Origin of the sequence: Scandinavium sp. (assembly GCF_032012665.1) — a bacterium.
Taxonomy (GTDB): Bacteria; Pseudomonadota; Gammaproteobacteria; order Enterobacterales; family Enterobacteriaceae; genus Scandinavium.
The window spans coordinates 25,739-38,023 of sequence record NZ_DALZVG010000022.1 but is presented as its reverse complement, the minus strand read 5'-3'; the positions used below and the strand labels follow the sequence as shown (position 1 = coordinate 38,023).

Sequence of the window (12,285 nt, the reverse complement as noted above, 5' to 3'; positions counted from 1 at the left end):
CATGTTAAAAGTACTCTTACTCTTTGCGCTGTTGATCGCCGGGATCGTGGTTGGCCCAATCATCGCCGGACATCAGGGCTATGTCCTGATCCAGACCGACAACTACAACATCGAAACCAGCGTCACCGGTCTGGTGATCGTTATGATCCTGACCATGGTGGTGCTGTTCGCCATCGAATGGCTGCTGCGCCGTATTTTCCGCACCGGGGCACACACCCGTGGCTGGTTTGTCGGCCGCAAGCGTCGTCGCGCCCGCAAACAGACCGAGCAGGCGCTGCTGAAGCTGGCAGAAGGTGACTACCAGCAGGTTGAGAAGCTGATGGCGAAAAATGCCGATCACGCGGAACAACCGGTGGTGAACTACCTGCTTGCGGCAGAAGCCGCCCAGCAGCGCGGGGATGAAATGCGTGCCAATCAGCATCTGGAGCGTGCGGCGGAAAGCGCCGGTAACGATCTGATTCCGGTCGAAATCACCCGCGTTCGCATCCAGCTGGCCCGCAACGAGGATCACGCGGCACGTCACGGCGTGGACAGGCTTCTGGAGCTCTCTCCTCGCCATCCGGAAGTGCTGCGCCTGGCCGAACAGGCTTATATCCGTACCGGCGCCTGGAGTTCGTTGCTCGACATTATTCCGTCCATGGCAAAAGCCAACGTCGGCGATGAAGCGCATCGTGATGCCCTGGAACAGCAGGCCTGGATTGGCCTGATGGATCAGGCCCGCGCCGATCAGGGCAGCGACGGTCTGCGCGAATGGTGGAAAAACCAGAGCCGCAAAACCCGTCAGCACGTTGCGTTGCAGGTTGCCATGGCCGATCACCTTATCGAGTGTGACGATCATGACACCGCACAACAGATCATCATCGACGGCCTGAAGCGCCAGTACGACGATCGCCTGCTGCTGCCGGTGCCGCGCCTGAAAACCAACAATCCGGAACAGCTGGAAAAAGTGCTGCGCCAGCAGATCAAAAGCGTCGGCGATCGACCGCTGCTGTGGAGCACGCTTGGCCAGTCGCTGATGAAGCATGGCGAATGGCAGGAGGCGACCATCGCCTTCCGCGCGGCCTTAAAACAGCGCCCGGATGCATTTGACTACGCCTGGCTTGCCGATGCGCTCGACCGCCTGCATCAGCCGGAAGAAGCCGCGACCATGCGCCGCGACGGACTGTTGCTGACGCTACAGAACAACCCACCTTCCTGAATCAGTTTTGTGACAAGGGGCCATTCTGGCCCCTTTCTTTTTTCCGGATCTCATGCCAGAGTTTCCGCTCAGCTTTCTCTCAATGAGCTTCCCAATGTAACGATTTCTCAGCACCGACCGTTTTTCACTCTCGCGCTTTGTCGCGTGGATAACGTTTTGCTGGAGATCGTCTCACATGAATTCTCTGCTGTTTGCGCTGCTGCGCGCATTGCGGAACCATTCCTGGCTTCGCCTGTTGGCTTATGCTTTTGTTTTATCGTCACTGGGAAATGGCCTGACTCAGGTCGTGGTGTTTGGCCAGTTGCTACGCTGGCAGGCCTCCCCCACAACGCTGACCCTCGCCTGGCTTTTTGCCACTCTACCTGGCTTTCTTGGCAGCCTGTCTGGCGAAAGGCTTTGCCGGACTATTTCACCGCTGCACCTGCTCCTTATTTATGAGCTGTTGGGTTTGCTGGCGCTCATTCTGCCGTGGCTGGGGCTCCATCTGCACAACATTCCTTTGTTGCTGGCGGTTCAGTCCGTGGAATCGCTGTTAGGAGGAATGGCGTGGCCTGCCCTCGCCGTGACCTTTAAGCGGGGGTTAAGTGAGGCAGAACTTCCGGCGGCGACGGCGATGGAAAATATGATTTTCGCTTCCCAGGTTTTGTTGGGTACTGGCATGGGCGTATTACTGTTTGGCCGCGTCAGCCCGCAGGTATTGCTGCTGGTCGATGCCCTGAGCTTTGTCATTGCTGCGTGGCTGCTGGGGTTAGCCTCACAGCGAATTGTCATCAGGCCTGATGTACAGCAGCCCACCACCATGCCATCGTTGCGCTGGGCCAGGTTAAACTCAATACAAAAGCGGAGCCTGCTGCTGTTACCTTCACTTGCGGCTGTCGGCGCGCCTGCGATGGCGCTGTTGCCCGCCCTGGCCCAGCAAATGCGGCCTGAAGAGACCACCGGGCTCGCACTGCCGCTGCTTTTCAGCCGTAGCCTCGGACAGCTTTGCGGACCAATGATGCTTAACAGTCGGAAGATGCCGGAGTACACCCGGCGCAATTACCTGCTGCTGGGGTGTCTGGCGCTGTTTTTACTGGCTTACATGCTGATGCCTGCGCTGTCCGCTTACACCGGCGCGGCGCTGGCGGCGATCTTTATCGCTCATCTGGCATCGAATGTGGTTTTTGCCCTGGGAACATTCGACGTGCTGTATCAATTTGATGAACAGGAGGTTTCGGGAGCCAGTGCGAAAGCCTGGCGGTGGCAGACTATTAGCGCCACTTGCGCAACGTCTGTCACCGTTCTGCTAACAGGAAAAATTGGTGCGATTTACACGCTCTGGTGTGTGTCATTCTGCTCGCTAATTCTGGTTAGCGGCATATTATTCCGCTACCGAAATTAACCCATAAAAAAACGCCTGCTCTGAAATCAGGGCAGGCGTTAAAACAGGTCTGATTGACAACAATAGGTGCTTCACTCAACGTTATGTCCATGGTGTCTGATGAGGCCGAAGCGACATCTGTCGGTGGACGATAAGCACCGTAAACGGCTCTGCGTCATTCCTGGGTTTATGAGGCGTAAACGCGAACATAAGAGATGGAATGAGCATCTACACGCATATTATTGCACAGGTCGTGCCACTCTTGCACCTCTGAATATCAGGGGGTTAAGCTATTTAGGACAATTGGAGATGTCGCAGAATGGCGACGCCAGAATACAGAAAATACGATTCAATTCAAAATCAGGGAATTAAATGTCGTCGTCCGGAGACATATTTTTCTGAACAGAATGATGGGCGGGGAAAATTATTCTTCTGCAATGAATCGCTGAATTCAGAATAGAAAAAACCCCGCCGAAGCGGGGTTCAAAATTGGTCGGCGAGAGAGGATTCGAACCTCCGACCCACTGGTCCCAAACCAGTTGCGCTACCAAGCTGCGCTACTCGCCGAAATACTGCTTTTTTGAATTTTTAGTTCAATTCATTAAAAGTCGTGGTGCGAGGGGGGGGACTCGAACCCCCACATCCTAAGGACACTAACACCTGAAGCTAGCGCGTCTACCAATTCCGCCACCTTCGCATTGCCACAAACTCTTAAATAATGGGGTGGCTAATGGGATTCGAACCCACGACAACTGGAATCACAATCCAGGGCTCTACCAACTGAGCTATAGCCACCACTGCAAATCTTTTCTACGCGGTCAGAAACCACCGCAGCTCCAGCACCGGGTAAATGGTGCGCCCGACAGGATTCGAACCTGAGACCTCTGCCTCCGGAGGGCAGCGCTCTATCCAGCTGAGCTACGGGCGCTTAGCGCCGTTGCGGGGTCGGATAATACGGACTTCGTGCAAAGCTGTCCAGTCTCTTTTTAAAGAAATTTTCCGTTTGGTTATGCTTTGCACGTTTTGCCGCTTAATCCTGCAATTTACGGGCTTCCCCAGCCTGGCCGAGGCGTAAAACCTGATACAGCACCGTCACCAGTGCAAGGAAGATAATCCCGACAAACAGCGACATGCGCGTATCGTCGTTGAAGCCCATGCCGATCAGCACGCAGACCAGAAACGCCATCGTCAGGTAATTCGCCCAGGGGAACAGCACCGAGCGGAACGGATGATTCACCAGAGCCTGTTTATGCGTTGCACGAAAACGCAGCTGGCTAATCAGGATCACGAACCACGGCACCATGCCCGGCAGCACGCTGGCGCTGTAGACATAAACAAACACCCGCTGCGGATTGGGAATAATATAGTTCAGACACGATCCCAGCAGCAGAATGGCAATTGACACCGCCACGCCCATCACCGGTACACCGTTACGCGAGACTTTTGCCATTGCGGCTGGCAGCTGACGGTTTTTCGCCAGGGCATACAGCATACGACCACAGCTGTACATGCCGCTGTTACAACCGGAGAGCGCCGCCGTCAGCACCACAAAGTTAATGATACCTGCCGCCGCCGTGATGCCGATTTTGGCAAAGGTGAGCACAAACGGGCTGCCGTTGCTGCCAATCTCATTCCACGGGAAAATGGTGACGATAACGAAAATTGCGCCGACGTAGAAAATCAGGATGCGCCACAGCACCTTACCTACCGCACTGCGCAGCGTGACCTGCGGGTTTTTCGCTTCTCCGGCGGTGATGCCGATAAGCTCAACGCCCTGATAAGACGCGACAACAATACAAAGCGCGGTCAGGAAGCCTTTCCAGCCGCCGGCAAAAAAGCCGCCGTGTTCTGTCAGGTTGCCAAAACCAATCGCATGCCCGCCGTTGCCAAGGCCAAAGAAGATCACCCCAACGCCCACCACGATCATAACGATAATGGTGGTGACTTTGATCATCGCAAACCAGAACTCCAGCTCACCATACAGACGCACGGCGGCGAGGTTCGCAAGCCCGACCAGCGCGACCGCAATCAGCGCAGGTATCCATTGCGCCAACCCGGGGAACCAGAACTGCGTATACACGCCGATGGCGGTAATCTCGGAAATCCCCACCGCCAGCCACATAAACCAGTATGACCAGGCCGTGAGATAGCCAAAGAACGGGCTCATGTATTTATGCGCGTAAACGGCAAATGACCCGGTGACCGGTTCGAGGAACAGCATTTCGCCCATCGAGCGCATAATGAAGAACACAAACAGTCCGGCAATAATATAGGCCAGTAATACCGACGGACCGGCCCATTTCAGCGTGCTCGCCGAGCCCATAAACAGGCCTACGCCGATGGTACCCCCGAGGGCGATTAATTCGATGTGTCGCGCTTCCAGCCCTCGCTGTAGCGTCGGTTGCTTCTCAGCCATAGATCCTCATGTGTTTGCCATTCTCCGGTCAATGCCGGTTATTGTTATCAGCAGTTTTACCTGCCATTTAACCTCCGGAACGCACGCTCGCGCAGACTCCAGGGGCGGGAATGGTTGAATAAAATGGGTGAAATGGCAAACAAAGTATTAAATATACGAATGTATTGCACAATTAATGCGCAATACATTTTTGAGGGGAAGGATCAGAGCTGGCCGGTATAGTGCCAGCGAAGGTAGCGCAGAAGGCGTAGCTGTCGGGTGAGACGACCAGGCTGTGACAGCAGACGATAAAGCCATTCCAGACCAAGCCGCTGCCATACTTTTGGCGCGCGCTTCACATGTCCGGTGAAGACGTCATAAGTGCCGCCAACGCCCATATACAAAGCATCCGGATGTACCATCCGGCAGTCGCGCATAAAGATTTCCTGCTTCGGCGATCCCATCGCTACGGTCACGATTTTTGCACCGCTGGCCTGGATTCGCGCAAACAGAGCCTGCCGATCTGCGGGTTTGAAGTAGCCGTTTTGGCTGCCCACGATATTGACGTTCCACTGCTGGCGCAGCTTTGCTTCGGTTTGCGCCAACACTTCGGGTTTTCCGCCAATCAGAAACACTGGCGTTCCTTCCGCACCGGCACGCGCCATGAGCGCTTCCCAGAGATCCGCCCCGGCCACGCGCGAAACGTTGGCTTCAGGGTATTTTTTACGAATGGATCGCACCACGCTGATGCCATCGGCATATTTAAACTCGGCGGCGTCGATCAGCGTGCGCACTTCGGCGTTATCCTCCGCCGTCAGGACTTTCTCCGCGTTGATCGCCACTAGCGTGCCTTGCCGCATTGTGCCATCAGCATAGAGATAATCCAGCGCGTGCTGCATATCGCGCCATCCGATGAGCTGCAGGCCGCGGACGGTATAAAGCGGTGCAGCAATTGGATCCATCATGTGTTCCCTTATCAAACCAGAGGTTGTGGCAGCGGCCTTGCGCGCTTATGGATAAGCCCGGCGCTGTCCAGCAGCCAGTAAAGCAACTTGGCAACCAGCAGGCACAGCCCGAAAATCACCAGGAAAAAGACCACGCGTGAGACAAACGAATCGAGCCCCTCGCGGGCCAGCACAATCATGTTGAAGATAGCGCCAAAACAGAAACTGTGCAGAATCGCCGCCTTGTAGCGGTTCGTTTCACGGTTGCCAAGCTGATACAGCCAGTCAAACCACTTAATAATCAGCCCCACGACCACTGCGCCAAGCGGAATAAACCCTGCGCCGCCCATCACCAGCAGCGAGCCGATAAGCGTCGGTGAAATCGCCAGCCCCGAATGGTTGTTCAGCACTTCCCAGGTAAAGTAGTTGGCGGTGTTGAGCACCACTCCCGGGCGAGTCGGCCACAGCCAGGTCGGGATAAATACGTAGAAATCCCGCACGATTGGCGCCAGGCCCTGAAAATCAATTTTGTCGTAGTTCTGCAGCAGCAGCGCGAGGTTTTCCCACGGCGAGAAAGTATCGCGTGTCAGATAGAGGAACGTATAAAAAGCCTCATCGCCGCTGACGTTCAGGCCATAGCGTTTCAGCGCCAGCCAGAACATGCCGACAATTCCCAGCACGCCGGCCGCCGCCAGCATCCACAGGGAGATCCAGCCGCGAATAATGCCAATGAAAAGAAAGATAGCGAACGCGATGATGATATTGGCACGCGTCCCACCAACGATCACGTAAGTCAGCAGGCCAAACGCCACGGTGCTGACGAGGAAGAACAGCCACGCTTTGCTGTCCTGACGCAGGAAATAGACCACCAGCATCGCCGGAATGAAGAAGTAGAAGAAGCGCTTGAGGGCCACGCCGGACACTTCGCTTGAGAAAATCTGGCTGTAGGAGTGCAGCCTGAACAGCAGGAACCCGTTGTGCGCAAAGAAGATACCAACGCTTACCAGCGCAATCAGCGCCAGCAGGCCCCACATAAGATGGGTTTCTACCCGGTTCATAGTAAAAAGCGGACGTCGCTCAGCCTCAACGCGTGCGGCACGCAGTCGCGTTTTATACGCTACGTAATAGATCGCATAGAAACACACCGCGGAAAGCTGTGCCTGCAGCAGGATTTCCGGTGGCGCAATGCCGACGTCAAAGCGAAAGACCAGCGTCATCGATAGCGGAAAACCGAAGAAAAAGGTCAGTAAAAACAGCAATGAGAAGAAGACGTTAAAGTTGAAGCGCACGCGGCGAAACTCGAAGTACGTCAGCGTCGCGATAAACAGCGATGAAAACAGCCACACCACAAGCAGGCCGGTAAACTGCATCAGGCTCATTGCGCCTCTCCTGCTGCAATTTGCAGCGCGCGGTGCCACGGTTGAAGATAGGCCGGACGGAAAAACGCAATCTGTGTTTTATCCACATTCAGCAGCTGCCGCTGCGCTTCGCGCACGACGGCGACGTCCAGCTTATCGGTGGTAAACAGCACCGGAATGTGCTGTTCCGTCATGTCCTGCCAGAAAGGATTTTCCCGGTTGAGCACGCACGGAATTCCCGCCTGAATCAGCAGGCAGAGCGTGCCGATGCCCTGCTGGCGTGGGAACAGGAAATAGCCCAGATCGCAGCGGCGCAGCAGGGCAAGATAGTCATCAAACTCCAGCTTCTCGCTGAGGATTTTCAGATGCTCGCCGCTAAACAGCGCTTCGCCCGATGTACGCACTTCACGAATATAGTCATCATTGTTAGCCGGATAGCCCATCGGCAGCACGACATTTACCGTATCGCCAAACTGCTGGTGAATCGCTTTCAGCGCCGCAATGTGGTCATTGCTGCGATCCCCGGAATTCCCCACCAGGATGGTCAGGGTGTCGGTATCACGCTTTTCTGGCCCCAACTCATTCAGCGCAGGATCCATTCTGGTCGGGAAATAAAGCAGCTCCTGCTGCACATGAGGATGCGCTTTCCCGAAGGTGTTTAAATCCCCACGGGTGGCAAACACGCAGCCAACATGCCCCTGAGCCAGGCGACGAAGCGGGTAAAACAAGCGGAATTTCAGGCCGCGGGAGACTTCATACAGATCGGCCCCCCAGATATGCCAGTTAAACTGTGCAGGCTTGATCCCGCCACTCAGCAGCGCCAGCCACAGGCCGGTATTAAACTGGCCGTGAAAGAAGAAACGCTGCCCGCGATCCGCTTTAGCTTTCGCCACAACGGCGGTCGCGAGGGATTTTTTGTCTCTGTAAAAATGCAGAGACAGGTTCGGACCTGCGGCACGCAGCCCACTCTCATCGCCCACGACCATAAACTCGCGTGCATGCTCGCTGCCTGCGGCCAGCTCTTCGCTAAAAAACCGCAACACGGTCTGGTTGTGGTGCGGGATATCCGATCCCAGTACGTGTATCAGTGCAGTCATGCCCGTTTACGCCAGATTAAAAATACGCTGCTGCACAGCGCAAAATAAACGATATAGGTTGCCATATAGGCCTGTGCCGCGCCCAGCGCACCATGCATCGGGATCAGCCAGTGCGAAAACGCCGTCAGCAGCGTGAACTGGCAGATTTCCGTCAGAATATAGAACCTCAGTGAGGCTTTGGCGATCACCAGATAGCCGTAGACGTAAGCGCCTACTTTCAGCACGTCGCCCACCAGCTGCCATGCAAACAAATCGCGCATCGCGGTGAATTTAGCGGAAAACAGCAGCCAGATGGCGAAATCCCGCAGTAGCCAGACCGTCAGGCTCGCTGCCGCCACGGCCGGCAGCACAAACTTCAGCGCCTTACCGATCTCACGGGTGATATCCGTTTTTGCCGTCAGACGCGACAACGTTGGCAGAAGATAGACGCTGAACGAGGCGGTAATAAACTGCAGATAGGCATCGGAAATGCTGCTGACGCCCTGCCAGATCCCCACGTCATCCCAGCTGTAGTGCGCGGCCAGCAGGTTTCGCATCATCACGTAGGCAACGGGCAGCGTTACCGAGGTGATCAGCGCCATCAGGGTAAATTTACCCAGTTGCCCGGCGTAAAACGCATCCCAGCGCGGTTTCAGGTACGCAAAGGGGATGGCTTTTCGCTTTGCCAGCATAATACCCGCCGGAAGCACGACCAGCGCAGGCACCAGCGCCAGGCCGAGTAATGCCCCTTCATAGCCACCGAGATGCCAGCTCAGGAACCAGGCCCCGACGCCAGTCAGGCTCCCGGCAATTAATGAGAGTGCGTTTCCGGAGGCATCACGAAAACCTTTCAGCAGCGCCAGCAGCAGGTTTGCCCAGGCGATGCCCATCTGTACCAGCGCGACCAGTTGCACCAGCCCCTGATAATGGGTATGACCAAACAATCCCTGGCTGATAGGCGCTGCTGCCAGAACGAAGATAACCGCCAGCAGCGTAGAGAAACCCAGCACCATCGCCGACGAGGTGCCCACAACGTTGCGCAGATGCTCAGGATCGTCGTGGTACTGCGCCACAAACCTGGTGACGCCGTTGAAAATTCCTCCGCCAGCAAGCACGCCCAATACCGTTACAAGCTGGCGAAAGTTGCCCGCCTGCCCGACGCCGGATGGACCATACGCTACGGCCAGCAGCTTAACGACCAGCAGCCCGGCACCGATTTTGACCAGCGTGCTGGCCGCAGTCCAGAGTGAAGCTTTTGCCAGAGACATCTCAGGCGAAATAGCTTAACAGGGAGTTGATGACCGTACGCTGATTCACCGCCGCCAGATTGTAGAACAGCGGTAGGCGGAGCAAACGCTCACTTTCATGCGTGGTGAAGCGGTCTTCGCCATGGAATACGCCAAACGCTTCACCAGCGGGTGAAGAGTGCAGCGGAATGTAGTGGAACACCGCCATGATCTCGGCTTCTTTCAGCCAGGCGATGAGCTTGCCGCGATCGGCTTCGTCACGCAGTTTGATGTAAAACATGTGGGCATTGTGGACGCAGTCCGCCGGGATCGTTGGCAGCTCAATGCGCCCGGCATCCGCCAGCGGCTTCAGCGCATCGTAATAGGTTTGCCACAGGCTGAGGCGCTGCTGGTTGATGCGGTCAGCCGCTTCGAGTTGAGCCCAGAGATAAGCGGCCTGCAAATCAGCCATCAGGTAGCTTGAGCCGATATCACGCCAGGTGTATTTATCGACCTGCCCGCGGAAGAACTGGCTGCGGTTGGTGCCTTTCTCACGAATCACTTCGGCGCGTTCCACCAGCTTGCGATCGTTAATCAGCGTCGCGCCACCTTCGCCACCCGCGGTGTAGTTTTTGGTTTCATGAAAGCTGAAGCAGCCGATATGACCGATGGTGCCCAGCGCACGCCCCTTGTAGGTCGACATCACGCCCTGCGCTGCATCTTCCACCACAAACAGATTATGCTTTTTCGCGATCGCCATAATGGTGTCCATTTCACAGGCCACACCCGCGTAATGTACCGGCACGATGGCCCGGGTTTTGTCGGTGATCGCCGCTTCAATCAGCGTTTCATCGATGTTCATGGTGTCGCGACGTACGTCGACAAAAACGATTTTTGCCCCGCGCAGCACGAAGGCGTTGGCGGTGGAGACAAAGGTGTAGCTCGGCATGATCACTTCGTCGCCGGGCTGGATATCCAACAGCAGCGCCGCCATTTCCAGCGAAGCGGTACAGGATGGCGTGAGCAGAACTTTGGCGCTGCCGAAACGCTGCTCCATCCACTGCTGGCAGCGGCGGGTAAAGCCACCGTCGCCGCAGAGCTTGCCGCTGCCCATGGCAGATTGCATGTATTCAAGCTCAGTACCGACAACCGGCGGAGCGTTAAAAGGAATCATCGTGTCACCTGTAGAGCCAGTAAGCGGTGCTTTCCAGTGAAGCACCACTGTGAATATAACGGTTAAGCGCCGCGGTGTTGCCCATCTGGGTGCCCACCCGCAGCGCGGTTAGCTGCCGCTCAAATGCCCAGCGCATGGCCGCCAGCATCAATTGCTCGCCTGCGCCGCGCCCGGCAAGCAGCCCGATGCGGGCTTCACTGTCGTTGAGCTGACGTAAAGAGACAAATGCACGAATATTGGCGCTATCGTCACGAAAAACCAGACACTGATGGTCAAACGTGCCGCGAACGGCATTTTCAATCCATTGTGCATAGAAACGACCGCTGGCATCTGCGTCATACCACGGCGCGCGAAAGCGGCTTTGAGCAAACGCCTGAGCAGAGAGTTCACGCAGGCGAGGAATATCACGTTCGGTCGCCGTTTCTGCCTGTGGATTAACGCTGTCTGTTACGTTGAGCTTAAAATCGACTTCGCCTTCCACCAGCTGAAAACCGAGCTGCTGCAGCGCATCCAGCCAGTCAGTTCGCTGGGCAGGAATTTTCGCTTGCACCCGTGACCAGCTCGTCAGAGCATCAGCGTGCAGTTCTGGCGCATCGTCATCCATTTGCAGCAAAGCGCTATTGATGCCGAAAAATTCTGTTTCCCATTTCAGGGGATTAATACTGGCGCGGACGGGCACGGAGCAGCTCCAGAAGGTACTGGCCGTAGCCGGTTTTCGCCAACTGACCGGCCGCGCGTTTTACGCCATCATCATCCAGCCAGCCGTTGCGCCAGGCGATCTCTTCCAGGCAGGCAATTTTGAATCCCTGACGCTTTTCAACCGTTTGCACGAAGGTGCTGGCCTCAATGAGGCTGTCATGGGTGCCGGTATCAAGCCAGGCGAAACCACGGCCAAGAAGCTCTACGGTCAGCTTTCCGTCGTCGAGATACATCTGATTAATTGAGGTAATTTCGAGCTCGCCACGCTCGGAAGGCTTCACGCGCTTCGCATACTCCACCACGTTATGGTCGTAGAAATAAAGGCCAGTGACTGCCCAGTTAGACTTCGGCTCCTTTGGTTTTTCTTCCAGCGAGATCGCCCGAAAATTATCGTCAAATTCAACGACGCCAAACCTTTCTGGATCCATGACCTGGTAGCCAAACACGGTTGCCCCTTCGGTGCGCGCCGCCACGCTGCGTAATTTCGGGCTGAAGCCCTGACCGAAGAAAATATTGTCGCCCAGCACCAGGCACGAAGGTTCACCGGCAAGGAAGGTTTCGCCGATGATAAACGCCTGCGCGAGGCCGTCCGGGCTTGGCTGTTCAGCATAGGTCAGCGCAATCCCAAACTCCGAGCCATCTCCCAGCAGGCGCTGGAAATAGCTTTTATCTTCCGGCGTGGTGATGATGAGAATGTCGCGTATCCCCGCCAGCATTAACACCGACAGCGGGTAGTAGATCATGGGTTTGTCATAAATCGGCAACAGCTGTTTTGACACGCCGCGGGTAATCGGATGCAGTCGGGTGCCAGAACCCCCAGCCAGAATAATGCCTTTCATATGTTCTCTCCCGGGT

10 protein-coding genes and 4 tRNA genes are annotated in these 12,285 nt (G+C 55.9%); 2 read left to right on the top strand and 12 right to left on the bottom strand.

Annotation, left to right across the window (positions count from 1 at the left end; genetic code table 11):
* The first annotated feature begins 1 nt into the window (after window position 1).
* Window positions 2–1,198, top strand: coding sequence for a protoheme IX biogenesis protein HemY (gene hemY / locus RTU33_RS16445; RefSeq protein ID WP_312628774.1), 1,197 nt, complete (start codon window positions 2–4; stop codon window positions 1,196–1,198).
* A gap of 175 nt (window positions 1,199–1,373) precedes the next feature.
* The gene (locus RTU33_RS16440; protein ID WP_312628773.1) at window positions 1,374–2,579 is read left to right on the top strand and encodes an MFS transporter; all 1,206 of its coding nucleotides are present in this window, start codon (window positions 1,374–1,376) and stop codon (window positions 2,577–2,579) included.
* Between the two features lie 469 nt (window positions 2,580–3,048).
* Here RTU33_RS16440 and RTU33_RS16435 read toward each other — a convergent pair.
* From RTU33_RS16435 to rfbA, 12 genes are all read right to left on the bottom strand, one after another.
* A tRNA-Pro gene (locus RTU33_RS16435) sits at window positions 3,049–3,125 on the bottom strand.
* 44 nt (window positions 3,126–3,169) lie between these two features.
* Window positions 3,170–3,255, bottom strand: a tRNA-Leu gene (locus RTU33_RS16430).
* Window positions 3,256–3,277: 22 nt separating this feature from the next.
* A tRNA-His gene (locus tag RTU33_RS16425) sits at window positions 3,278–3,353 on the bottom strand.
* 56 nt (window positions 3,354–3,409) lie between these two features.
* Window positions 3,410–3,486: transfer RNA gene (locus tag RTU33_RS16420), tRNA-Arg, on the bottom strand.
* Window positions 3,487–3,588: 102 nt separating this feature from the next.
* The gene (gene thrP, locus RTU33_RS16415) at window positions 3,589–4,974 is read right to left on the bottom strand and encodes a bifunctional threonine/serine APC transporter ThrP (RefSeq protein ID WP_312628771.1); all 1,386 of its coding nucleotides are present in this window, start codon (window positions 4,972–4,974) and stop codon (window positions 3,589–3,591) included.
* Between the two features lie 203 nt (window positions 4,975–5,177).
* The gene (gene wecG / locus RTU33_RS16410) at window positions 5,178–5,918 is read right to left on the bottom strand and encodes a lipopolysaccharide N-acetylmannosaminouronosyltransferase (protein WP_312628769.1); all 741 of its coding nucleotides are present in this window, start codon (window positions 5,916–5,918) and stop codon (window positions 5,178–5,180) included.
* A gap of 11 nt (window positions 5,919–5,929) precedes the next feature.
* Entirely contained in the window at window positions 5,930–7,276 is a 1,347-nt protein-coding gene (wzyE, locus tag RTU33_RS16405; RefSeq protein ID WP_312628768.1) for an ECA oligosaccharide polymerase, read from the bottom strand.
* Window positions 7,273–8,352, bottom strand: coding sequence for a TDP-N-acetylfucosamine:lipid II N-acetylfucosaminyltransferase (locus tag RTU33_RS16400; RefSeq protein ID WP_312628766.1), 1,080 nt, complete (start codon window positions 8,350–8,352; stop codon window positions 7,273–7,275). The genes wzyE and RTU33_RS16400 overlap by 4 nt, the downstream gene beginning before the upstream one ends.
* Window positions 8,349–9,599 carry a lipid III flippase WzxE gene (gene wzxE / locus RTU33_RS16395; protein ID WP_312628764.1) on the bottom strand — a complete coding sequence of 417 codons (1,251 nt, stop codon included), beginning with the start codon at window positions 9,597–9,599 and terminating at the stop codon, window positions 8,349–8,351. Before wzxE ends, RTU33_RS16400 begins: the two co-directional genes overlap by 4 nt.
* A gap of 1 nt (window position 9,600) precedes the next feature.
* Window positions 9,601–10,731, bottom strand: coding sequence for a dTDP-4-amino-4,6-dideoxygalactose transaminase (gene rffA / locus RTU33_RS16390; RefSeq protein WP_312628763.1), 1,131 nt, complete (start codon window positions 10,729–10,731; stop codon window positions 9,601–9,603).
* A gap of 4 nt (window positions 10,732–10,735) precedes the next feature.
* Entirely contained in the window at window positions 10,736–11,410 is a 675-nt protein-coding gene (gene rffC / locus RTU33_RS16385; RefSeq protein WP_312628762.1) for a dTDP-4-amino-4,6-dideoxy-D-galactose acyltransferase, read from the bottom strand.
* Window positions 11,388–12,269: a glucose-1-phosphate thymidylyltransferase RfbA gene (gene rfbA, locus RTU33_RS16380; protein ID WP_312628761.1), complete on the bottom strand. Its 882-nt coding sequence runs from the start codon at window positions 12,267–12,269 to the stop codon at window positions 11,388–11,390. The genes rffC and rfbA overlap by 23 nt, the downstream gene beginning before the upstream one ends.
* Window positions 12,270–12,285: the final 16 nt, after the last annotated feature.

Bases quoted from the DNA above. Each gene is read 5' to 3' on its own strand.
- rfbA (WP_312628761.1), bottom strand. From the start codon at position 12,269: ATGAAAGGCATTATTCTGGCTGGGGGTTCTGGCACCCGACTGCATCCG.
- RTU33_RS16440 (WP_312628773.1), top strand. From the start codon at position 1,374: ATGAATTCTCTGCTGTTTGCGCTGCTGCGCGCATTGCGGAACCATTCC.
- RTU33_RS16400 (WP_312628766.1), bottom strand. From the start codon at position 8,352: ATGACTGCACTGATACACGTACTGGGATCGGATATCCCGCACCACAAC.
- hemY (WP_312628774.1), top strand. From the start codon at position 2: ATGTTAAAAGTACTCTTACTCTTTGCGCTGTTGATCGCCGGGATCGTG.
- wzxE (WP_312628764.1), bottom strand. From the start codon at position 9,599: ATGTCTCTGGCAAAAGCTTCACTCTGGACTGCGGCCAGCACGCTGGTC.
- wzyE (WP_312628768.1), bottom strand. From the start codon at position 7,276: ATGAGCCTGATGCAGTTTACCGGCCTGCTTGTGGTGTGGCTGTTTTCA.
- wecG (WP_312628769.1), bottom strand. From the start codon at position 5,918: ATGATGGATCCAATTGCTGCACCGCTTTATACCGTCCGCGGCCTGCAG.
- thrP (WP_312628771.1), bottom strand. From the start codon at position 4,974: ATGGCTGAGAAGCAACCGACGCTACAGCGAGGGCTGGAAGCGCGACAC.
- rffA (WP_312628763.1), bottom strand. From the start codon at position 10,731: ATGATTCCTTTTAACGCTCCGCCGGTTGTCGGTACTGAGCTTGAATAC.